Here is a 22,518-nt window from a genome sequence, read left to right as displayed (position 1 = left end):
GTTAGCGTTTGAACAGATAATATCCTTACGTGACAGGACGTTACACAAATAAAAGCGCAACGGTCAAGCAGCGAGTTTCCTCACGGCAGATCAAATTTATCGCTTACCAACGCAACAGAACCGCGCCCCAGGTGAATCCGCCGCCCATTGCCTCCAGAAGAACGAGGTCGCCCTTCTTGATGCGACCGTCCGCAACAGCGGTTGCGAGCGCCAGCGGAACCGAGGCGGCAGAGGTGTTGCCATGACGGTCAACGGTGATGACCACCTTGTTTTCCGCAATATTCAGCTTCTTGGCGGAAGCGTCGATAATGCGCTTGTTGGCCTGGTGCGGGACGAACCAGTCGATATCCTCGGCAGTAAGGCCGGTTTCGTCGAAAGAGGCCTCGATAACATCGGTGATCATGCCGACTGCGTGCTTGAAGACTTCGCGGCCTTCCATGCGCAGGTGGCCGACGGTCTGGGTCGTGGACGGGCCGCCATCGACAAAGAGCTTCTCCTTGTGATTGCCGTCCGAACGCAGGTTGGCGGCGAGAACGCCGCGATCCGAGGTCAGGCCATTGCCCTCGGCGGCTTCCAGCACGAGCGCACCAGCGCCATCGCCGAAAAGAACGCAGGTCGTGCGGTCACTCCAGTCGAGAATACGCGAGAAGGTTTCCGCGCCGATGACCAGCACCCGCTTCGCCATGCCGCCGCGGATATAGAGGTCCGCCGTGGTGATGGCATAGATGAAGCCGCTGCACACGGCCTGCATGTCGAATGCAAAACCACTGGTGATTCCCAGCTCGCGCTGGATTTCCACGGCACTGGCCGGAAACGTATGGTTGGGTGTAGAGGTGGCCAGCAAGACGAGATCGATATCGGTCGGCTGCAAGCCTGCATTCTCGATCGCCGCGCGCGCTGCTGCGGTGCCAAGCGAAACCGTAGTTTCATCGTCGCCTGCAATGTGACGTTCACGGATACCCGTGCGCTGCACGATCCATTCGTCCGAGGTTTCGATGATACCTTCGAAATCGGTATTCTTCATGACCCGCTTCGGCAATGCCGAACCGATACCCCGCACGACAGATCTTATCATCTCTTATTTCCTGTCCTTACATGCGACCGGCGCGGCGAACATCGTGCGCGCAGTCGAGAATTCTGGCCCTACACATAACCGGCAAAAGTTACTTCACCGCTTCGGCGCCGAAGGATATCCGGCAATCCGCAAGTCTTTCAAATGCACTTCCTGGATGGCGTTGCGGAATTCAAGCCTTCGCAGCCTCGTCACCTTCACTCGAAACATGCGGATGACTGTGGTGGAAATGCGCCAGATCGGCCTCGATCTTTTCCAGAAGGCGATTTCTCACCATGTCATAGCCGACTTCCACCGCCGAACAGAAGCCTTCGGCATTCGCGCTGCCATGACTTTTGATGACAATTCCGCTCAAGCCAAGGAAAACCCCGCCATTGACCTTGTTCGGGTCCATTTTCTCACGCAGGCGGTCGAACGCACCCTTGGCGAAAACATAGCCGATCTTGGCAAGCAGCGTGCGGCTCATGGCCTGACGCAGCAGCTCCGCCATCTGCCGGGCCGTACCTTCCGCGGCCTTGAGCGCGATATTGCCGGTGAAACCTTCGGTCACGACCACATCCACCGTACCCTTGCCGATGTCGTTGCCTTCAACAAAACCGGAATAGGCAAGTCCTTCAAGCGGCGTATCGCGCAGAATCTGGCCTGCTTCCTTGATCTCGTCGAGGCCCTTGACCTCTTCCGTGCCGACATTGAGAAGCCCGACGGTCGGCTTGCGCACCTCGAACAGGGCACGCGCCATACCCGCGCCCATGACGGCATAGTCGACGAGCTGGCGCGCATCGGCGCCAATGGTGGCGCCTATATCGAGGACGATGCTTTCACCGCGCAGCGTTGGCCAGATGCCCGCAATCGCCGGACGCTCGACATCCGACATCATACGCAGGCAAAACTTGGACATGGCCATAAGCGCGCCGGTATTGCCGGCGGAGATACATGCCTGGGCGTCGCCGGTCTTTACGGCCTCAATGGCCTGCCACATGGACGATTTGCCACGACCGGCGCGCAGGGCCTGGCTTGGCTTGTCGTCCATGCTGATGGCAACCTCGCTCGCGCGGAACTCCGATGCGGCCTTCAGCTTCGGATAGCGTGCCAGCACCGGCTCCACCTGCGCGGGGAGACCGAAGAATATGAAGCGGATGTCAGGATGACGCTCAAGCGCCTTCGCTGCGCCGGGGATGACCACTTCAGGGCCAAAATCACCGCCCATCGCGTCAATCGAAATTTTGATCACTCTTGATTATTCCTGTGCGACCCTGCTCCTGCTCTGCCTTTTGCAGCAGACAGGTTTTCGGCGAAAATAGTGCTTTTGCGTTTCCACACAACCAAATTCTGACAAACTCACTGTGAATTACGGCTTCTTTTGCCATTCCGAAAGTTTCGCAAATGGCGAAACGGGCTTCTCTTCCCCATCATCGTCCCCGAAAACCTTCGGCTCGCTATCGTCCGGCAAGCCTGGCTTGCGGGGATAGGGATCGATGGCGAGATCGAAGAATTCCTCCGCAATCGCACCGACATCGATCTTGTCGCCGACAAAAACTTCCGGACTGTCCGCGCCTTCCGCATCGAGCAGCATTTCGCCGCTATCATCAAGCTGAATTCGCGCCAGCCGTGAATTTTTCGGCACGAAAATCGTATCGACTTCCTCGGCAATGCTGTTGGTCAGCGGTTCCAGCGTCACGACGCAGGATTGAACGATTTCCGCGTCGATACGGCCACGCACCCGGATACCATCCTTTTTCCAAGGCGTAATCAGAAACTCTGCGGCAAAGGCATTCACGGCCTCAAGCCCATGGTCTGCCGCGAGCGCTGCGCGCTCTTTCTCATCCGTGCCTATTTTCACCGTTACGCCCTTTTGCGGCAGGTGAAGAACCGGAACAGGATAGGTGAGCGCCGGTTTATCAGTCATTCTCATTGGCCTTTTTCAGCATTGTTCGTTGGCGCAAAGTCGCCTTTGGCGCGCATCTTATCCGAAAACTGTTTTACACTTTTCAGGATGCGCTCTTAAGTTTTGTTCCCATGCATGTCTCCCAAAACCGGTTCCCACTTTTCGGAGACATGCTTTAGTCTGCATCCATATAGGAAATGTCGCCTGCCACCAAAGCGTCGTCTGCAATTTTTTGCAGCCGGTCGCGGCACGCCAGCACATATTCAGCCAAATGGTGGGCATGCGGCCAGAATTCGAGATCCGGGCGGATGTTTCGCGTCAGGGCCGCCGCCAGCGCATCGCCATCATTCGCGTCGAGCGCCTCGCCATAAGCCGCGACGCGGCCATAGAACATGCGCGCAAGCTTTTTCATGCGCTTCGGCACGCCCTGGTCGCCGATGCCCAGTTCGCGAAGCGAATGGTCGACATCCTTGAAAAACTCGTCGGCGATTTCCTGCGCGAGATCGGCAAGCGCCCTGTTTTCTCCCCTCATGCGGTGAAGCGCGAGGAAAATATGAAGGGAAAGCATTTCATAACGGCCCAGCGGCGTGTCAGGCACCTGAAATTGTGCATAGAACCGTTTTTGCCGCGCCGCCGCCACGATCACCTCGTAAACGCGAAGCATAATTGCCTCGTTTGCTTTGGATTTGCGGCGGAAAAGTTGGAGAATCATGTCCGTACGACCGTTCCAGTTGCATAAATAAGCAAGGTGGTTTACCGAAGTTCTCCCGACGGCGAAAGTGCCGCGCTGATTTAGAATGTATGGAGAGGTCTTTGTTGCAGCGAATTTTTCCAAGCATGCGCACGCAGCGTGCTCTTCTCGCAGGCACGGCAATTCTCGTCTCAGTGGCGCTTGCGGGGTGCAATACTGCATCCACGCTTAATCCGTCCGAAACTCTGACAGAGGGTTACGTACTCGATCAGAACGCGCTTGATTCGGTCCCTGTCGGCTCCAGCCGCGAGCAGGTGCTTCTGGCGCTCGGCACGCCGTCCACCACCGCGACCTTCGACAATGAAGTGTTCTATTACATTTCGCAGAAGCGTTACCGCGCCGCGCAGTTCATGAAGCCGAAGATCATCGAGCGACAGATCCTCGCCATCTATTTCGACAAGGACGGCAAGGTCGAGCACATCGCCAATTACGGCCTGAAGGACGGCAAGCTGTTCGATTTCGTGTCGCGCACGACGCCGACCGGCGGCAAGGACCAGAGCTTCCTCGGCCAGATCATTCAGGGCGTGTCCAAGGCCCCGACATCCTTGCCGGGCGCCGCAGGCGGCCCCAGCAACTGATCCTGCCGATACCTCCAAAACGAAAAACCCGCCTTCACGGCGGGTTTTCTTTGTTTGAAGCTCAGTCCGTCAGGACATATGCGCCAGCACAGCCAGCAGCAGCAGGGCCACGATGTTGGTGATCTTGATCGCCGGATTGACGGCTGGACCGGCAGTATCCTTGTAGGGATCGCCGACCGTATCGCCCGTCACCGATGCCTTGTGCGCTTCCGAACCTTTCAGGTGCTTCACGCCATCGGCATCGGTAAACCCGTCCTCGAAGCTCTTCTTGGCGTTGTCCCATGCACCGCCACCAGATGTCATGGAAATTGCGACGAACAGGCCATTGATGATGACGCCCAGAAGCGATGCACCAAGGGCTGCAAAGGCCGCAGCCTTGGAGCCTGAAATAAGCAAAACGCCGAAATAGACGACAATCGGCGCCAGCACAGGCAGGAGCGACGGGATGATCATTTCGCGGATTGCCGCCTTCGTCAGAAGATCGACCGCACGGGCATAATCCGGGCGTTCCTTGCCGGTCATGATGCCCGGCTTCTCGCGGAACTGGCGGCGCACCTCCTGAACCACCGCGCCCCCGGCCCGGCCCACGGCGGTCATCGCCATGCCACCGAACAGATAAGGGATAAGGCCGCCAAAGATCAGTCCCGCAACTACATAGGGGTTGGAGAGATCGAAGGAGACAGGCCCCATATCCGCGAAATAGGGATAGGTCTGCCCGTTGGCGGCAAAATAGGCCAGATCGTTGGAATAAGCCGCAAACAGCACCAGCGCACCAAGCCCCGCCGAACCGATGGCGTAGCCCTTGGTGACAGCCTTGGTTGTGTTGCCCACGGCATCCAGTGCATCGGTGGCCTTGCGGACTTCCGGGTCGAGACCGGCCATTTCCGCGATGCCGCCGGCATTGTCGGTAACCGGGCCGAAAGCATCGAGCGCTACGATCATGCCCGCAATGCCGAGCATGGCGGTAACGGCGATAGCGGTCCCGAACAGGCCCGCAAGCTGGTAGGTCGAGATAATGCCGCCAACGATCACGATTGCCGGAAGCGCGGTCGATTCCAGCGAAACCGCCAGCCCCTGGATGACGTTGGTGCCGTGCCCCGTCACAGAGGCCTGCGCGATGGAATTGACCGGGCGCTTGTTGGTGCCGGTATAATATTCCGTAATCACCACGATCAGACCGGTAACGATGAGGCCGATCAGCCCGCAGATGAAGAGATTGGTGCCAGTGATGCTTTTTCCGGCGACCGTTCCGATCTCGCCCCAGCCGATCGTCAGCGTGTTGGCGACGGCAAGCCCGACAATGGAAAGCAGGCCCGTTGCGATCAGCCCCTTGTAGAGCGCGCCCATGATGGAGCCATCGACGCTGAGCTTGACGAAGAAAGTGCCCACGATCGACGTAATCACGCAGGCGCCGCAGATCATCAGCGGATAGAGCATGACGCTTGAAAGAACATCCGATCCGTTGAAGAAGATCGCGCCGAGAACCATGGTGGCAACAACTGTCACCGCATAGGTTTCAAACAGGTCGGCGGCCATGCCTGCGCAATCGCCGACATTATCGCCGACATTGTCCGCAATGGTCGCGGGGTTGCGCGGGTCATCCTCCGGGATACCGGCTTCCACCTTGCCGACGAGATCTCCGCCAACGTCTGCGCCCTTGGTGAAGATGCCGCCGCCAAGACGCGCAAAGATGGAAATAAGCGAAGCGCCGAAGCCGAGCGACACCAGCGCATCGATAACGGTGCGATCAGAGGGCGCGTAACCAAGCCAGACGGTGAGAATGAAATAGTAGACGGAGACGCCGAGCAGCGCGAGCCCGGCCACCAGAAGACCGGTAATGGCCCCGGACTTGAAGGCCAATTCCAGCCCCCCGGCAAGGCTGAGCGATGCCGCCTGCGCAGTGCGCACATTGGCGCGAACCGAAACGTGCATTCCGATGAAGCCGGTGACGCCCGACAGAACTGCACCGATCAAAAAGCCGATTGCCGCACTGATCGACAGCAGATACCAGGCGGCGAGAAAAACCACGACGCCAACGATGGCAATCGTTGAATATTGTCTTGTGAGATAGGCTGAGGCACCCTCGCGGATGGCTTCAGCAATTTCCTGCATGCGCTGCGTCCCCTGATCGGCTGCGAGAACCGAACGGATCGCCCATATGGCGAAAAGAACGGAAAGCACGCCGCAGGCAATGACGAGAACTAAGACTGCCACTCCCATTTGCATAAAGGCCAACTCCCATTGAGCGCATCCCGAAAAATGTGAAACGATTTTCGGAAAATATGCGCGGCCACCCAGACAATTGGAGCGCCGGCCTGCCGCAACAGATCGGAACGCGCTCCATAGCTCGCGCTGGCTGCCGTCTGACCGCGAGCCGCGATGTCGGCAGACACGTGCGCAGGATAGGCCCGAAAACCCCTCCCCGGACCCGACTGAGCGGCATGGAAGTGCCTGAAGCCAATGCAAGATACCGGGCTTCTTCGGTATATTCGCCAGGAAACTTACGCCTTGGATTCAATGAATTGGCGCGATTCCCTGCATTTCAGCATTCTCAATGCCGCGCGACCAACATGCGAAACGGTTTAACAAACGTCAAGTCGTTCTTTGCCAGCGTACAATGAAAGAAGGGCTGCGATTTCTCACAGCCCTTCTTTCAGGATTATCGTCGGCGAAGCCGGATCAGCGCGGCTTCACGCCACGGCTCTCGCCACGAATGACAAACGCCAGACGATCGAGCACGGCATTGACCAGCTTCGGCTCTTCCTCCGTATAGAAGGCCTTGGCGATATCGACATATTCCGACACGATGACTGCCGTCGGCACGTCCTTGCGCGTCTGCAATTCCCATGCACCGGCGCGGAGAATGGCGCGCAGCGTCGAATCGAGACGCGACAGCGGCCAGTCCTCCGTCAGCGCCTGATGGATCATCGGGTCGAGCTTCAGCTGCTCATCCACGACGCCGGCTACGATTGCGCGGAACCATTGCGGATCGGCATCGAGATACTGCGTGCCGTCCACTTCCTTGCCGAGGCGGAAAGCTTCGTATTCGGCCACCACTTCCAGGACGCCCGTCCCGGCCACATCCATCTGATAGAGCGCTTGCACGGCAGCAAGACGGGCGACGCCGCGCTTGTTGGCCATGCGCGGGGCATTGGGAGTCGGGCGGCCTCCGGTAGAAGAACTCATAACGATCAGACTCCGAACTTCTTGCGCAGGTCGATCATGGTCAGTGCGGCCCGGGCAGCAAAACCGCCCTTGTCCTTGTCAGCGCGGCGGGCGCGAACCCATGCCTGCTCTTCGTTCTCGACGGTCAGGATGCCGTTGCCGATGGCGATGCTCTCCTCGACCGAAAGGTCGGTGAGCGCGCGACAGGATTCATTGGCAACGATATCGAAGTGATAGGTTTCACCACGGATGACCGTGCCCAGCGCGACATAGCCATCATATTCCGTGCCGCCATTTTCTTCACCGTCGAGCGCAAAGGAAATCGTCGCCGGAATTTCGAGAGCGCCGGGAACCGTCACGACATCATAGGTCGCCCCTGCCTCATCCAAGGCTGCCTTTGCGCCATCCAGAAGCGCGTCGGCGAGATCATCGTAGAAACGCGCTTCAACAATAAGCAAATGCGGCGCATGCGCCTCGTGCTTGGACATGAGAGACTCCATGACAAATCTTGCGGACCGCAACGATTGCGGTCAACGCTTAAAATCGGGAAATGCTGTTACAGCTTTAGAGTTTTAGGCTCTAAGCCTATTTCTGATATTGCGCAAGCCTTGCTGCGTATCGTGCCAGCTGGTCGATCTCGATATTTACCTTATCGCCCGCTTTCCGCTCGCCCCATGTTGTGACTTCCAGCGAGTGGCGGATCAGGAGCACATCGAACTCGTTTCCATCGACACCATTGACCGTCAGCGACGTACCATCAAGGGCAACCGAACCCTTCTGGGCGATGAACGGTGCCAGTTCTTCCGGCGCGCGCAAGGTGAAACGCACGGCGTCGCCCTCTTCCTTGCGGTCGATGATTTCAGCCTGTCCGTCCACATGGCCGGAAACCAGATGACCGCCCATTTCGTCGCCAAGCTTCAGCGAACGCTCCAGATTGATGTTGCGTCCGTTCTGCCAAGCGGAGATCGTGGTGAGGCGCAGCGCCTCTTCCCATGCCTCCACCTCGAACCAGCGGGCATTGGTGCCTTTTTCCGGCAGCGCCACCACCGTCAGGCAGACCCCGGAACAGGCAATCGACGCGCCCAGTTCAATCGTTTCCGGGTCATAGGCGGTCTCGATACGCAGAAGGACGCCTTCATTCAGCGGCTTGATCCGGTCAACCTTGCCTATATCGGTGATAATGCCTGTAAACATCAAATCTTCCTTACATATTCTGCATAGGCATCGTCGCCATAGCGCGCCTGCCTCAGAATTTTGAATTCGTCTGCGATATGGGTTTCAAGGCCGTCCACGGCAACCCCATGTTCCGAGCCGATTTCAACCGGCGAACGGAAGATGGCAAGCCGGTCCACCAGCCCCTCGTCGAGAAAGCTCTTTGCAACGCCCGCGCCGCCTTCAACGAGAACCGAGGAAATGCCCTGCGCGGCAAGATCGTCCATCAACTCGGGCAATGCGATGCGGCAATCGTCGGCTTCGGTCGCGAGGATGCGGCAACCGGCAGCCGTCAACTCATAACGCCGTTCGGGCGACGCCTCCTCGCCGCAGGCGATCCACAAGGGCTGGGCATCGGTGGTCTGTACGAGTCTTGACGAAAGCGGCAGGCGCAATCCGCCATCGAGCACCACGCGGACCGGCGAACGCTGTCCCAGCCCCCGAAGGCGGCAGTTCAGAACGGGATCATCCGCAAGCGCTGTTTCAATACCGATCAGGATAACATCTGTCTGCGCGCGGAGGATATGGGACTGCGCACGCGCAATCGGTCCCGTTATCGCGACCTGTCCCTCGCCGCGCCTGCCGATCATGCCATCAGCGGAAAGCGCAAGTTTCAGAATCACTTCCGGGCGCTTCTTCGCAGATCGATTCAGATAGCCCGCCAGATCGTCGGCAGCCTGATCGGCGAGAATGCCGGGTACGACCTCTATCCCTGCTTCACGCAGGATGGCGAAGCCCTTTCCGCTGACCCGCTCGTCCGGATCGGTCGCCGCCGCCACGACACGCGCCACCCCTGCCCGCACCAGCGTTTCGGCGCAGGGCGGCGTGCGCCCGTGATGGGCGCATGGCTCCAGCGTCACATAAGCCGTCGCGCCACGCGCGGCGTCTCCCGCCTCCGCCAGCGCCTGCGGTTCCGCATGGGGCCTGCCGCCCAGCGCGGTCACGCCGCGCCCGACGATGACGCCATCCTTGACAATGATCGTGCCGACGGACGGATTGGTGCCGGTCAGCCCCTTGTGACGGCGCGCATAACGGATCGTCGCCTCCATGAAGCGAACATCATCCGAAGTCACGTCCGAATGCGGAAACTTGCTGCCACTCATGCTCAAGCGTCCAGATCGTCCTCGGTTTCAGGAACCGTCAGCTCGTCGATGACATTGTGGAAATCGACGGCCTTGCTGAAATTGCGATAGACTGACGCAAAGCGGATATAGGCGATATCGTCGATGCCTTTCAGCGCATCCATGGCCAGCCGCCCGATCTCGTCGGAGGTGACTTCCGCTTCGCCTGAACTTTCAAGCTGGCGGACAATGCCTGAAATAGCCCGTTCAACCCGGTCATTATCGACATCGCGCTTGCGCAACGCCACCTCGATGGACCGCGTGAGCTTGTCGCGATCGAAAGGAACGCGACGCCCGCTTTTCTTCACGACCATCAGGTCGCGCAACTGCACGCGCTCGAAGGTCGTGAAACGCCCGCCGCAAACCGAGCAGACACGACGCCGGCGGATGACAGCACCGTCTTCCGCCGGGCGGGAATCCTTCACTTGCGTATCTTCAGACTGGCAATAGGGACAACGCATGGAACTCTTTCAATTTCAATATCGGCAGCTTCAAAACTGGCAACCTTAACACTGGCAATGGACCGCTCATATGTGGGGTCACTCCCCTTGAAAACTCAAGAGCGCGCTCTCCGTAGCCGATTCCTGCCGATCATAGCCGATTAGTGGCAATCCACCTACCGGATGGGAGAATGAAAAAAACCCCGCTCAACAGGGTTGAACGGGGTTTTCTCTCGATCATGGAAACCGGCTTATCCCTGATAACCGTACATCGGGAAACGGTCGGTAAGCGCGATGACCTTTTCCTTCACGGCCTGTTCGACAGCGGCATTGCCTTCGTCGGAATTGGCAACCTTCAGGCCGTCGAGAACTTCGGCGATCAGCGAACCGATTTCCTTGAATTCAGCAACGCCGAAACCACGCGTCGTGCCGGCAGGCGTGCCAAGACGAACGCCGGACGTGACGAACGGCTTTTCAGGGTCGAACGGAATGCCGTTCTTGTTGCAGGTGATGTTGGCGCGGCCAAGAGCAGCTTCTGCACGCTTGCCCGTCGCGTTCTTCGGGCGCAGGTCAACCAGCATCAGGTGGTTGTCGGTGCCGCCCGAAACAATGTCGAGGCCGTGGGACTTCAGCTCTTCGGCCAGTGCGCGCGCATTGTCGACGACGTTCTTCGCATAGAGCTTGAACTCCGGCTTCAGTGCTTCCGCGAAGGCGACAGCCTTGCCAGCGATGACGTGCATCAGCGGGCCACCCTGAAGGCCGGGGAAGACAGCCGAATTGATCTTCTTGGCGATGTCGGCATCGTTGGTGAGGATCATGCCGCCACGCGGACCGCGAAGCGACTTGTGCGTCGTCGTGGTGCAGACATGCGCATGCGGGACCGGCGAAGGATGAACGCCACCGGCAACCAGCCCGGCGATATGCGCCATGTCGACCATGAGATAGGCGCCGACTTCGTCGGCAATCTCGCGGAAGCGCTTCCAGTCCCAGATACGCGAATAGGCGGTGCCACCGGCAAGGATGAGCTTCGGCTTGTTTTCGCGTGCAAGGCGGGCAACTTCGTCCATGTCGAGCAGGTGGTCGTCCTTGCGGACGCCGTAGGAAACGACATTGAACCACTTGCCGGACATGTTGACCGGCGAACCATGCGTCAGGTGGCCACCGGAATTCAGGTCGAGGCCCATGAACGTGTCGCCCGGCTGGAGCAGCGCGAGGAACACGGCCTGGTTCATCTGGCTGCCGGAATTCGGCTGAACGTTGGCAAATTCTGCGCCGAAGAGCTTTTTGGCGCGTTCGATGGCCAGTTCTTCCACAACGTCGACATACTGGCAGCCGCCGTAATAGCGCTTGCCCGGATAGCCTTCGGCATATTTGTTGGTAAGGATGGAACCCTGTGCTTCCAGAACAGCGCGCGAAACGATGTTTTCCGAGGCGATCAGCTCGATTTCATGACGCTGACGACCGAGTTCGTTGCGAATTGCACCGAAAATCTCGGAATCGATGTCCTCGAGGCTTGCATTGAAGAAAACGTCGGAAGACGCGTTCTTGGCGGCGGCGTTGGCTTGAGACATGTTTCACACCCTCCGGGTTAGCCGGTAAAAGCTATATGGATGAGGCGCATTATCACACTTGAGCGCACAAGGCCAATGGCCGCAAAGCGAAAAGCTTATTCCAAAATGCGGCAAACCGATTTGATAATTGAGCCAAGACGAAAAAGCCGCCCGGAACGGGTCCGGACGGCTTGAAACGCGCAGTCGAGATGAGAATCAGGTGTCGGTGCCAAGCGCGAGGGCCGTTGCACCGTCCATCTTGTAAATGTCGTCGCGGAACTGCACCACGCCGTCGCCGGTGGACCATGCGGAAATGTAGACGAAGTGCAGCGGAACCGGATCGGCAACCTGGATCGGCGTGTTCGTACCCGACTTGATCGTATTTTCGATGGTCTGGCGATCCCAACCGGCCGTGTTCTTCAACAGCCATACGTCGAGATCGCGGACATTCTGGACGCGGACGCAGCCGGAAGAGTCGAAGCGCATGAGCTTGTTGAAATAGCTCTTCTGCGGCGTGTCGTGCATATAGACCTGATGCTGATTGTGGAAGTTGATCTTGGTCGAGGACATGGCGTTGATCTTGCCCGGGTCCTGACGGAACATCAGCTTCACTGCATCATCCGTGTTCCAGTCCACGGTTTCAGGCGCAACTTCCTGACCGGACTGGTCGTAGAGACGGATTTTGTTCTTCGCCAGATATTGCGGATCCTTCCGCATCAGCGGAATGATGTCCTTCTGGATGATCGACTTGGGCGCGGTCCAGTAAGGATTGAGAATGACTTCGTGAATCTTTGAGTTCAGGATCGGCGTCTGGCGATCGATCTTGCCGACAACCGCCGTATGACGCTGCACGACGCTGCCGCCTTCAACGGCTTCGATGCGCGCGGCCGGAATGTTGACCATCACGAAACGCTGTTCCTGCATGCCCTGATCGGCCAGTGGCGAAAGCCGCTGGAGATTGGTCTGGAGCTGTCCGAGGCGCGTATTCGCGTCCACGTTCATCGCGGCATAGGTGAACTGCCCCATGACGCCATCGGCAGGCAGGCCGTGACGGGACTGGAAGCGCTTGACGGCAGCATCGACATAGGTGTCGAACGAGCTGGAAAGACCGGCTTCCTGCGGCAGGTCGCCGGAAATCATGAGACGCTTGCGCAGCGCCTGCACGGCGGGATCGGTCACGCCGATCTGGAGCTTTGCATTGCCCGGCACGCTCGGCCAGCCGCCGCGACCGGCAATGTCGGTATACTGCGCGATGGCAGTCTGGAGATTGCCGACCGTCTGGGGGCTCAGAACCGGCTGGTTGGTCGCGACGCGTTGTCCGCCCGTTGCACGGGCATCGAACTGGTCGTCCCAGTTGCCGCGCCGCGGCGCTGCGATAACATCAGTCAGAACCTGCTGGGCATAGGCCGAGGAAACCATGGCGGAGGCTGCCACGGAAAGGCCGGCGGTTGCCGCGCCGCGCAGGAAACTGCGGCGATCTACTTTGAAAGCATCGGCTGGTCTGTCGGTCTTGGTCATCTTGCGTAGTCCCAAAAGGCTAACCGCTCGCGCGGGATCTTCCCAGAGAATATCAGCAATAGTTCAGCAAGGCGATATCCGGACAGAAAGCGATGCGACGATGCCCGCTTATCCGAAATTCGACTTTCGAGCCCATTCCTGAATGAAGGAGGCACAATATTGCCCGTGCCATTGTAAAACGCTTATGTCGTTTTTTATGGCTTAATCATGTCGCATGGCCGGAATTTCAAGCCACGCGCCTTACGATTGAGAGCTTCACAGCGCCTTATTCTTCTCAATGGCAGCCTGTTGTGACAGTTCTGCAACAAACCATCAGTCAGCCAGAGGCGGCGAGCCGAGATCAGAGGCGGTATGCGATGCTGTCGTTCCAGAAGCGGTCGAGACGCTGCAGCGACTTGTTCATCGCCATGAATTCATCGACCTGAATACCGCCAATCTGCTCGATGGAAGAGATATGGCGTTCGTAGAGCGCGGCCACCTGATCGGCGATGGCATTGCCCTTGTCCGTCAGGCTGACGCGCACCGAACGGCGGTCGACACGCGAGCGCTGATGATGGATGAAGCCCATCTCGACCAGCTTCTTCAGATTGTACGAAACGTTGGAGCCGAGATAGTAACCGCGCGAGCGCAGTTCGCCTGCCGTCAGTTCCGAATTGCCGATGTTGAAAAGCAGAAGCGCCTGCGTCGCATTGATGTCGCTCTGGCCGTTGCGGTCGAACTCGTCCTTGACGACGTCGAGCAGGCGGCGATGCAGGCGCTCGACCAGCTGGAGGGCTTCCAGATAGAGCGAGCGAAGTGCGGTTTCCGGTGTCGTGAGCGGAACGGACAACTCCGTCTTGCGCTGTGCGTTGATCATTTCTTTTGCCTCTCTGCCGGAGCCGCATTCCATGAAACCATGATGCAGCTCTCTGTCCTGTTTTACGCGGTGTATTGTTTCTCACCGTCTTGAGAGCAATTTAGGGGAGATGCATAAAATTCGACTTAAAAGTCAGCCTTAACAGTAACTTACCGGCAAAATTGGCCATTCAGGCTTAATGTTTGCTTACTCCGCGGCGACCTTGAGCCTGCTCCGCAATGCGCTGTTTTGGCGTAAAATGCCGGTTTTCCGGGCCTTGGAAAGCGCGTCACATTAAACTTTCGTCATTTGAGAAGTATGTGGACAGGAGCTAGTTACCGGCTATCAACATTCCATTGGAGGGACCATGACGCTTCGTTTCGCACAGTATTTTGTGGTCGGCGGACTGTTAAGCTTTACCGGCTTCACGAATTTCGCTCATGCCGAACCCGTTTCCGCCGCTCCGCAAATGACCATGTACAAGGACCCTTATTGCGGCTGCTGCGACGGCTGGGCCGAACATATGAAAGCCGCCGGGTTCAATGTGACCGTGAAGGTCGAGGAAGCGATGGACAGCGTAAAGGCAAAACATGGTGTCGCCGCCAATCTTGCCTCGTGCCACACGGCGGTCGTCGATGGATATGTCATTGAGGGGCATGTTCCGGCTGGCGCGGTCAAGCGGCTTCTGGCGGAACGTCCGCAGGCAACGGGGCTGACCGCCCCCGGAATGCCCATGGGCTCGCCCGGCATGGATATGCCGGGCAGCAAGGCCCAAACCTATGATGTGCTGCTTTTCAAAGGCCAGATGACGAAGCCCTTCGCCCGCTATGAAGGAACGCAGCCGCTATAGAATCTATATCGGCAGGCTCGCGCGGGCCTGCCGTTTCTTCTCAAAGAAGAGCAGAATGCGAAATGCGATAAATATGACGATGCAGGCCGCGTTGAACCCGACCGTGAGCGGCTTGTACTCGAAATGTCGCGAAAAAACGGAATAGATGGCGATTTCGCCGAGTGCTGCCACGAACCATAGCACAGGCCCCCAGGGCGCCCGCATCCATAGTCCCGTTGCCGCGACCGGCATCAGAACAGCCAGAGCGACGACCGCCGTCTGCCAGGTCCATGGCATCAGGTCGAACCGCCACAGAAGCCCGGGATGAATACCGATCAGCCTGACCCAGTAGAACACACCGCTGGCCAGCGCCACGAGCGCGAGTATCCGGATGAACCATGTGAAGGCCCATTCGGTTCCGCTGGGCTGGATATGCTGGCGCAGCTCGTTCATATGCATCAGGAGATCCTCACAAGGTCAGTTCCCCGTCGCCGAGATTTGCAAAATAGGCGTTGACCTGTTCGGGCTTCACGTCATCGAGCGTTGCAGGCTTCCATGTCGGCGCGCCGTCCTTGTCGATAAGCAATGCGCGAACGCCCTCATAGAAATCATGCCCTTCCAGCATGCGGTTGGCGATGCGGTATTCCATGCGCATGCAATCGTCGAGATCGAGCGCGCGCCCATCGGCAATCTGGCGGAAAGTGACAGCGACACTGGTCGGGGAGCGCGTGGCGATCACCTTCACAATGTCCATTGCGGCCTTGTTGCCGGCTTCCGCTTCTTTTTCCAGCGCGGCCATGCAGTCGGCAAGCGTTGCGCCCGAAAAACACTCCGCAATGATCTGGCGGGTTTCGACGGAGGTTTCAAAATCGGGGTACTGGCTGCGCGTCAGCGCCGCGTCGATGTCGGCGGTAGCGATGATGTCTTCGCGCAGGTCATGCAGATCGCTTGCGGCGACCGCATGGGTTGCGATCCCGCTCTGCAGGCAGTCGCCCCAGCGGATGCGGTTGCCGGTGAGCGCCAGATAATACCCGAAATTATCATGCAGATGCGGGAGAAATGCGCTACCCCCTACATCGGGGAAGAAGCCAATGCCGGTTTCCGGCATGGCAAACATGGTGTTTTCCGTCACGATGCGATGCGAACCATGAACGGAGATGCCCGCGCCGCCGCCCATGACGATGCCGTTGATCAGGGAGATATAAGGTTTTGGAAAACGGCCAATGCGCGCATTGAGCCGATATTCGTCGCGGAAGAATTCGTAAGCTGGTGTTCCGGCCTGACCGGACTTGTAGGCAGCGACCACATCGCCGCCGGCACAGAAGGCCCGCCCCTCGCCTTCGAGAATGACGCATGCCACTTCAGGGTCGTCTTCCCAGGACTGCAATGCGCGGTCGAGCGCCAGAATCATCTTATGCGTGAGCGCATTGAGGGCTTCGGTCCGCGTAAGCTTCACAAGCCCCGCTTTTCCCTTGCGTTCAAAGCTGATTTCGCTGCCACCGCCGAAGTCAATCTGCATATCGTGTCTCCCGTTCCTGTAAATGGGTAGAAAGTGAGACGCCCCGCGTCAATCCTGCACAGGTCAATGTTCTTGGTTTCGGCACTTTTCCCATGATAAACGAAGCGCATCCGATACTAGTGGATTGAATTTGACGTTTGATATCCGTCCGATATTAATCCCGTTTCAAACGTCAAATTCGAAAATCCACTAGATCCATAAAGTTACCGGTGGTCTTTTTGACCAGCCCTGCGATTTCATGTTCCAGGGCCTCCATTCTCGGGAATAGCCTCATGACCGATCGCCAGTCCAAATATCTGCCCGCCAATATCAGCCAGCATGTCGATGACGTCACCGGCAGCAGACGCCTGCGCCGCATGCGCAAGGCCGACTGGTCGCGCAGGCTCGTGCAGGAAACCCGGCTGACGGTCGATGATCTTATCCTGCCGTTCTTCCTGACCTATGGCACCGGCGTTGCCGAGCCCGTGGAAGCCATGCCCGGCGTCGAGCGCTATTCGGTCGACATGGCAGTGCGCATGGCGGAGAAAGCCGCCAAGCTCGGCATCCCCGCCATCGCGCCCTTCCCGCGCGAGAAGCTGGAAGTGAAGACCGAGGACGGCGCTTTCGTCGCAAGCCCGGACAATCTGATCAATCGCGCCGTGCGCGCAATCAAGAAGGAAGTGCCGGAAATCGGCATTATCACCGATGCGGCGCTCGACCCGTTCACCACGCATGGCCATGACGGCATCCTGCGCAACGGCGAAATCATCAACGACGAATCGGTCGCCATGGTGGTTCGGGGCGCGCTTTCGCAAGCCGAAGCCGGTGCCGACATCATCGCACCTTCCGACATGATGGACGGTCGCGTCGGCGCCGTGCGCCAAGCGCTGGACGAACATGGCTTCTGCCACATTCCCATCATGTCCTATGCAACCAAGTTCGCTTCCGCCTTTTACGGTCCATATCGCGACGCCATCGGCACGCAGGGCCTGCTGAAAGGCGATAAGAAGACCTATTATCTCGATCCGGCCAATCCGGAAGAAGCCGTGCGCGAAGCCGAGCAGGACATTGCCGAAGGCGCGGACATGCTGATGGTCAAGCCGGGCCTGCCCTATCTCGACATCATCCATCGCCTGAAGAGCGAATTCCGCCTTCCCACCTATGCCTATCAGGTGTCGGGCGAGTATGCGATGATCAAGGCCGCCGGGATCAACGGCTGGATCGACGAAGAAAAGGTGATGATGGAAAGCCTGCTCGCCTTCAAGCGCGCCGGCTGTGATGGAATTCTCACCTATTTCGCAATCGAAGCAGCTCAAAAGCTTAAACAGCAAGGCTGACCGGCAAGGCACCCTTTCGGGAAATCATCACATTTCCTTGAATCCGCCGGTTTTGGTTCCCATGTTGATGACTGTTCCGCCGAGGTGGCGGGGCAGCGCCGGTTGTCAAATCCCCCCGGGCGCTTCTTTTGAAACGACTGGAAGGAAAAATGTCCGACCATATCCTGCACGGCGAAGTCATGGGCCCGCGTTATGAAAGCCGCGCATTTTTTGAAGGCGTGCGCACGCGCCGCATTATGGCTTTTCTCATCGATTACCTGATTGTTTTCCTGCTCTGCATCCCGGCAGCAATCGTCATCGCAATCCTGGGCATAATCACGCTCAGCCTCGGCTGGATGCTCTACGGCATCATGTTCCCGATGGTGGCGCTGTTTTATGTCGCGCGGACCCTGGGCGGGCCGCAGCAGGCCACCAAGGGCATGCAGATGATGAATATCAAGCTCGTCCGGCTTGAAGGCGGCACGGTCGATCCCATGCTCGCAATCGTCCATACGGTCCTGTTTTGGGGTCTGAATGTCGTCCTGACGCCGCTGATCCTGCTTGCAACGCTGGTTCTCGACCGCAAGCGCACCGTGCACGATCTTCTGCTCGGCACGGCTGTCATTCGTTCTGATCGATAAACGACAGAGCATTTCCTGTTTCTTCATGAAACACCGGAAATGCTCTGCTTTTTTATCGGCCATCCTGGCGCGAAAACCGGCTCCCACTTTTCGGGGTGCGCTTCAGATCAAAAAAATTCAGAGCCGGCTGCGCAAAATGCCTATTGACGTTTTGTGCGGTCGGCTCAATCCTTACAAAAAGTATCGTGATGGTTTCGGTATTGCCATTTCGTGGATATTGAATGACCCATCAACCGCAACAGTCTCCGCAGTTCTTTCTGACAGCTCCGTCTCCCTGCCCGTATCTCGAAGGCCAGATGGAGCGAAAAGTCTTTACGCATCTGGTCGGCGACAAGGCGAACGAAATCAACGATCTCCTGACGCAGGGCGGTTTCCGCCGATCCCAGAACATAGCCTATCGTCCGGCCTGCGAATTGTGCCGGGCCTGCATATCCGTTCGCATCCTTGCCGGAGAGTTCAAGATGACGCGCAACATGCGGCGCGTCTGGACGCAGAATAACGATCTGATCGGACGCGTGCACAAGGCCCAGCCCAGCACCGAGCAATATGCGCTTTTCCGCGATTATCTCGATGCGCGCCATCGCTCGGGCGGCATGTCGGACATGACGGTTCTCGATTATGCGATGATGATCGAGGATACGCATGTGAACACGCAGATCATCGAATATCGCAAGCGCGGCCCGGAAAGCTTCATCAGCGCCAAGGGCGATGGAGAGCTGGTCGCGGTAGCACTTACCGACGTGATGGCCGATGGTCTGTCGATGGTCTATTCGTTCTTCTCACCGCATATGCATGATCGGTCGCTTGGCACCTATATGATCCTCGATCATATCCAGCGCGCGCATGCCGCCGGTCTGCCGCATGTCTATCTCGGCTATTGGGTCGAGGGATCACGCAAGATGCAGTATAAAATCCGCTTCACACCGCAGGAGCACCTTGGCCCCCGCGGCTGGCAGCGGTTCGAGGGCTAGCCTACCAGCGGTTTTTCCATGGGATATGAGAGCTCTCCGCCGCGCCTTATCTCCGCTTCGCCTACCGCTACATACCCTCGTCCGGCATAAAAACGGCGCGCTGTTTCGGTACTGACAAGACGCGCAACAGCCACCTTTCGAAATAAAAGATATTCCTCGAGTTTTGAAATGAGCGCCTTGCTGACACCATGAAAGCGAAATTCCGGCGCAACATAATTCAGCAGGATCTCTCCCTCATCCGTCGCCAGCCCCACACCGGCTATGGCATTCCCTATTTCAGCAACGAGCATCAGTTGAGATGGAGCTTCAATCCACTTGAACACGTTTTCAGGCGTCTTGTTGGCTAGCCACGGCGCGAGGATATCATCGCGATTATGGTGATCTGCCTCGCACAGTTCACTGATCGAACGCCTTAAAATCTCGCAATGAGTACAGCGTCATTGAGTAAGGCCGGACGAACCTGCATGATTTTCTCCTTACAACACGACCCGCTGGGTCGTGTTGTAAGTAAAGCCGCAATCAGCTCGAAAATCGATCACAACTTGTAGGCTCTCGAGCAGCCTCCAACTGCAAGTTTAAAACTTGCCTGAACGCGGGAAGCCCTTTGGCACCAGACGGCCCGCAGAGGCGCGCGCGCCGATCCATTCCACAAGCTCTTCCTTGCTGCGATTGAACGTGCGCTCTGCCGAATCCTGCCAGGAAAGTCCTTCGGCAATTGCAAAGGTGCGGACGTCGGACACACCGCCATCCTTGTATTTTTGCAGGCGCACGCCCTTGCCGCGGGTCATTTCCGGAATGTCGGAAAGCGGGAAGACCACCATCTTGCGGTTCTCGCCGACCACTGCGATATGATCGCCGGAAACACGCTGGCAAAGCTTCGCCTCGTCCGGCGCCTTCACGTTCATCACCTGCTTGCCCTTGCGGGTATTGGCCACAGCCTCGCTTTCGGGAACGATAAAACCGTTACCCTCGTGGCTGACGAGAAGCAGTTTCGCCGCCGGATCGTGCACGAAGGCTGTCAGAATGTCCTGATCGTTTTCCATATCGACAAGGATGCGGATCGGCTCTCCATGTCCGCGACCGCCCGGAAGCGTATTCGCGCCGATGGTGAAGAACTTGCCGCCTGTCGTGAAGAACAGGAGCTTGTCGGTCGTCTCGGCATGGAAAGCGAGCTTGAGCTTGTCGCCCTCCTTGAAGGCGAGCGTCGAGAAATCGGCCAGATGCCCCTTCATCGCCCGCAGCCAGCCCTTTTCGGATACAACGATCGTGACCGGCTCGCGCTCGATCATTGCCTGATGGATATCTTCCAGATCGTGGGTTGGCGCGTCGGCGAAGGTCGTGCGGCGCGCACCAAGTTCGGTCTTCGGGCCGAACTTTTCGCGTACCGACTTGATTTCGGCGCTGATCTTCTTCCATTGGCGCGTGCCGGAAGCGAGCAGCCCTTCAAGGTCCGTCTTCTCCACCGTGAGGTCATCGAACTCCTTGCGGATTTCGAATTCCTCAAGCTTGCGCAACGAACGCAGGCGCATGTTGAGGATCGACTCGGCCTGAACGTCGGTCAGTTCAAAGGTGCGCATCAGGTCCTGTTTCGGCTCATCCTCCTCACGGATGATGCGGATCACCTCATCAAGGTTGAGATAGGCGATCAGCAGGCCGCCGAGAATTTCCAGGCGCCGTTCTATTTCCGCCAGCCGGAATTGCGAACGGCGGACGAGCACTTCCTTGCGATGGTCGAGCCACTCGCGCAGGACGGCTCCCAGCGACAGGACATTCGGCACCTTGCCGTGCGACAGCACGTTCATGTTGAGCGAAACGCGGCTTTCCAGCTCGGTCAGCTTGAACAGCGATTCCATCAACAGTTCGGGATCGACCGTCCGGTTCTTCGGCTCCAGAACGATGCGAATGTCTTCCGCCGACTCGTCGCGAACATCGTCAAGCAATGGAAGCTTCTTTGCCAGAAGCAGTTCGGCGATCTTTTCGATGAGGCGCGACTTCTGCACCTGATAGGGAATTTCGGTGATGACGATCACCCAGGTGCCGCGATTGCCCTCTTCCTTTTCCCAACGCGCGCGGACACGAAACGCGCCGCGGCCCGTGCGATAGGCATCGAGGATATTGCCGTGCTCTTCGACAAGAATGCCGCCGGTCGGGAAATCCGGGCCTCGCACCTTGCATTTCAGCAGAGCTGCCGGATCGGTCTCGGCTTCGCGCTTCAGTTCTTCCCATTGTTCGGGCGAGGTAACAAGTTCCTCCACCGGCGCTTCGGGATGATTGATCAGATAGAGCGCCGATGAGCAAAGCTCCGCCACATTGTGCGGCGGAATGTTGGTCGCCATGCCGACCGCGATACCGGCGGAGCCGTTGGCGAGCAGGTTCGGGAAAGCGCCGGGAAGGACGATGGGTTCCTCGTCTTCCTCATTATAGGTCGGACGGAAATCGATGGCGTTTTCGTTGATGCCTTCGAGCAGCAGCGTCGCGACTTCCGTCATACGCGCTTCTGTGTAACGCATGGCGGCAGCATTATCGCCGTCGATATTGCCGAAATTGCCCTGCCCGTCCACCAGCGGATAACGCACCGCGAAATCCTGCGCCAGACGCACCAGCGCATCATAAATCGATGCGTCGCCATGCGGATGGAACTTACCCATCACGTCGCCGACGATACGGGCGCATTTCGCATAGGCCTGATCGGGATTGAGGCGCAGCAGGCGCATGGCATGCATGATGCGGCGATGCACGGGCTTCAGGCCGTCGCGCACGTCCGGCAGCGCGCGATGCATGATCGTCGACAGCGCATAAGCGAGGTAACGTTCCTCGAGAGCCGATTTGAGATCGACCCGCTCGATGTGTTCTTCGCCGTCGTCCGGCGGAATCAGACTTTTTCCCATGTCTCTTCGTACCAACTGCGCGATTCGCCAGCAAGAGTTCAGGAGAACCAATCCAGTACATTAGTGTGCAATAGTCGCAATCCTGCCGCCATTTGCGTCCTATAGAGCTATCAGGGTGAATTTCCCCCGCTGCAATCGCAGGCTGAGGAAATCATGTTGTTATTGCGAGTGATTTCCGCCTATGAATGCCGCGCTACATCAGAGCGCCGATCCGATTGGATCAGATCGGCGCTCTGATCCTTTGTTTT

At 58.0% G+C, this 22,518-nt stretch carries 22 protein-coding genes; 5 read left to right on the top strand and 17 right to left on the bottom strand.

The genetic code is table 11. From position 1 onward, the window contains the following. Positions 1-103 precede the first annotated feature (103 nt). The 4 genes from ACOWVS_RS04105 to ACOWVS_RS04090 all read right to left on the bottom strand — a co-directional run bounded on the left by ACOWVS_RS04105 (position 104) and on the right by ACOWVS_RS04090 (position 3,669). Entirely contained in the window at positions 104-1,075 is a 972-nt protein-coding gene (locus ACOWVS_RS04105) for a beta-ketoacyl-ACP synthase III (RefSeq protein ID WP_006472790.1), read from the bottom strand. Between the two features lie 169 nt (positions 1,076-1,244). Continuing rightward, the gene (gene plsX / locus ACOWVS_RS04100; RefSeq protein ID WP_006466495.1) at positions 1,245-2,303 is read right to left on the bottom strand and encodes a phosphate acyltransferase PlsX; all 1,059 of its coding nucleotides are present in this window, start codon (positions 2,301-2,303) and stop codon (positions 1,245-1,247) included. Between the two features lie 117 nt (positions 2,304-2,420). After that, a complete protein-coding gene (locus ACOWVS_RS04095) occupies positions 2,421-2,978 on the bottom strand; it encodes a YceD family protein (protein ID WP_025091373.1) in 558 nt (185 codons plus the stop codon). 154 nt (positions 2,979-3,132) lie between these two features. After that, positions 3,133-3,669 (bottom strand): ubiquinol-cytochrome C chaperone family protein, encoded by a 537-nt coding sequence (locus ACOWVS_RS04090; RefSeq protein WP_025091372.1) that lies wholly within the window; start codon positions 3,667-3,669, stop codon positions 3,133-3,135. 101 nt (positions 3,670-3,770) lie between these two features. On the opposite strand from ACOWVS_RS04090, the gene ACOWVS_RS04085 reads away from it, so the two are divergent. After that, the gene (locus ACOWVS_RS04085) at positions 3,771-4,286 is read left to right on the top strand and encodes an outer membrane protein assembly factor BamE (RefSeq protein ID WP_006466492.1); all 516 of its coding nucleotides are present in this window, start codon (positions 3,771-3,773) and stop codon (positions 4,284-4,286) included. A 69-nt stretch (positions 4,287-4,355) separates the two neighbouring features. On the opposite strand, the gene ACOWVS_RS04080 is transcribed toward ACOWVS_RS04085, so the two are convergent. The 9 genes from ACOWVS_RS04080 to ldtR all read right to left on the bottom strand — a co-directional run bounded on the left by ACOWVS_RS04080 (position 4,356) and on the right by ldtR (position 14,148). Continuing rightward, a complete protein-coding gene (locus tag ACOWVS_RS04080) occupies positions 4,356-6,512 on the bottom strand; it encodes a sodium-translocating pyrophosphatase (protein ID WP_021587783.1) in 2,157 nt (718 codons plus the stop codon). A 453-nt stretch (positions 6,513-6,965) separates the two neighbouring features. Further along, the gene (gene nusB / locus ACOWVS_RS04075; RefSeq protein ID WP_006466489.1) at positions 6,966-7,472 is read right to left on the bottom strand and encodes a transcription antitermination factor NusB; all 507 of its coding nucleotides are present in this window, start codon (positions 7,470-7,472) and stop codon (positions 6,966-6,968) included. A 5-nt stretch (positions 7,473-7,477) separates the two neighbouring features. Then, on the bottom strand, positions 7,478-7,939 hold the full coding sequence (locus tag ACOWVS_RS04070) for a 6,7-dimethyl-8-ribityllumazine synthase (RefSeq protein WP_006472785.1): 462 nt from the start codon (positions 7,937-7,939) through the stop codon (positions 7,478-7,480). Positions 7,940-8,036: 97 nt separating this feature from the next. Next, on the bottom strand, positions 8,037-8,645 hold the full coding sequence (locus ACOWVS_RS04065) for a riboflavin synthase (protein ID WP_006472784.1): 609 nt from the start codon (positions 8,643-8,645) through the stop codon (positions 8,037-8,039). Then, the gene (ribD, locus tag ACOWVS_RS04060; RefSeq protein ID WP_025091371.1) at positions 8,645-9,766 is read right to left on the bottom strand and encodes a bifunctional diaminohydroxyphosphoribosylaminopyrimidine deaminase/5-amino-6-(5-phosphoribosylamino)uracil reductase RibD; all 1,122 of its coding nucleotides are present in this window, start codon (positions 9,764-9,766) and stop codon (positions 8,645-8,647) included. Before ribD ends, ACOWVS_RS04065 begins: the two co-directional genes overlap by 1 nt. 2 nt (positions 9,767-9,768) lie before the next feature. Next, entirely contained in the window at positions 9,769-10,245 is a 477-nt protein-coding gene (gene nrdR, locus ACOWVS_RS04055; protein WP_006466485.1) for a transcriptional regulator NrdR, read from the bottom strand. A 230-nt stretch (positions 10,246-10,475) separates the two neighbouring features. After that, positions 10,476-11,795 (bottom strand): serine hydroxymethyltransferase, encoded by a 1,320-nt coding sequence (glyA, locus tag ACOWVS_RS04050; RefSeq protein WP_006466484.1) that lies wholly within the window; start codon positions 11,793-11,795, stop codon positions 10,476-10,478. A gap of 195 nt (positions 11,796-11,990) precedes the next feature. Continuing rightward, positions 11,991-13,292 carry a L,D-transpeptidase family protein gene (locus ACOWVS_RS04045; RefSeq protein ID WP_025091370.1) on the bottom strand — a complete coding sequence of 434 codons (1,302 nt, stop codon included), beginning with the start codon at positions 13,290-13,292 and terminating at the stop codon, positions 11,991-11,993. Positions 13,293-13,632: 340 nt separating this feature from the next. Continuing rightward, positions 13,633-14,148, bottom strand: a complete 516-nt coding sequence (gene ldtR / locus ACOWVS_RS04040) for a transcriptional regulator LdtR (protein WP_025091369.1) — start codon at positions 14,146-14,148, stop codon at positions 13,633-13,635. A 346-nt stretch (positions 14,149-14,494) separates the two neighbouring features. Here ldtR and ACOWVS_RS04035 point away from each other — a divergent pair, with 346 nt between their 5' ends. Continuing rightward, positions 14,495-14,977 carry a DUF411 domain-containing protein gene (locus tag ACOWVS_RS04035; protein ID WP_006466481.1) on the top strand — a complete coding sequence of 161 codons (483 nt, stop codon included), beginning with the start codon at positions 14,495-14,497 and terminating at the stop codon, positions 14,975-14,977. A 3-nt stretch (positions 14,978-14,980) separates the two neighbouring features. Here ACOWVS_RS04035 and ACOWVS_RS04030 read toward each other — a convergent pair whose 3' ends face one another. Both ACOWVS_RS04030 and ACOWVS_RS04025 read right to left on the bottom strand, forming a co-directional pair. Next, positions 14,981-15,415 (bottom strand): DUF6163 family protein, encoded by a 435-nt coding sequence (locus tag ACOWVS_RS04030; protein WP_006466480.1) that lies wholly within the window; start codon positions 15,413-15,415, stop codon positions 14,981-14,983. Between the two features lie 10 nt (positions 15,416-15,425). After that, positions 15,426-16,475 (bottom strand): enoyl-CoA hydratase/isomerase family protein, encoded by a 1,050-nt coding sequence (locus ACOWVS_RS04025; protein WP_006466479.1) that lies wholly within the window; start codon positions 16,473-16,475, stop codon positions 15,426-15,428. 272 nt (positions 16,476-16,747) lie between these two features. Between ACOWVS_RS04025 and hemB the strand changes: the two genes are divergently transcribed. From hemB to ACOWVS_RS04010, 3 genes are all read left to right on the top strand, one after another. Beyond that, the gene (gene hemB, locus ACOWVS_RS04020; protein ID WP_025091367.1) at positions 16,748-17,791 is read left to right on the top strand and encodes a porphobilinogen synthase; all 1,044 of its coding nucleotides are present in this window, start codon (positions 16,748-16,750) and stop codon (positions 17,789-17,791) included. Between the two features lie 149 nt (positions 17,792-17,940). Next, on the top strand, positions 17,941-18,411 hold the full coding sequence (locus ACOWVS_RS04015; protein ID WP_006472776.1) for an RDD family protein: 471 nt from the start codon (positions 17,941-17,943) through the stop codon (positions 18,409-18,411). Between the two features lie 221 nt (positions 18,412-18,632). After that, positions 18,633-19,382: an arginyltransferase gene (locus ACOWVS_RS04010; protein ID WP_006466476.1), complete on the top strand. Its 750-nt coding sequence runs from the start codon at positions 18,633-18,635 to the stop codon at positions 19,380-19,382. On the opposite strand, the gene ACOWVS_RS04005 is transcribed toward ACOWVS_RS04010, so the two are convergent. Both ACOWVS_RS04005 and ACOWVS_RS04000 read right to left on the bottom strand, forming a co-directional pair. Next, positions 19,379-19,744: a GNAT family N-acetyltransferase gene (locus ACOWVS_RS04005; RefSeq protein ID WP_266035533.1), complete on the bottom strand. Its 366-nt coding sequence runs from the start codon at positions 19,742-19,744 to the stop codon at positions 19,379-19,381. The two genes, ACOWVS_RS04010 and ACOWVS_RS04005, sit on opposite strands and share 4 nt — an antisense overlap. Positions 19,745-19,957: 213 nt before the next feature. Next, complete coding sequence (locus ACOWVS_RS04000; protein WP_039852494.1) at positions 19,958-22,270, bottom strand: DNA topoisomerase IV subunit A; 2,313 nt, start codon at positions 22,268-22,270, stop codon at positions 19,958-19,960. Positions 22,271-22,518: the final 248 nt, after the last annotated feature.

Source organism: Brucella sp. IR068, assembly GCF_049065885.1.
GTDB lineage: Bacteria > Pseudomonadota > Alphaproteobacteria > Rhizobiales > Rhizobiaceae > Brucella > Brucella intermedia.
The sequence above is the reverse complement of the archived record's forward strand: the minus strand, read 5'-3'. Positions and strand labels throughout refer to the sequence as shown.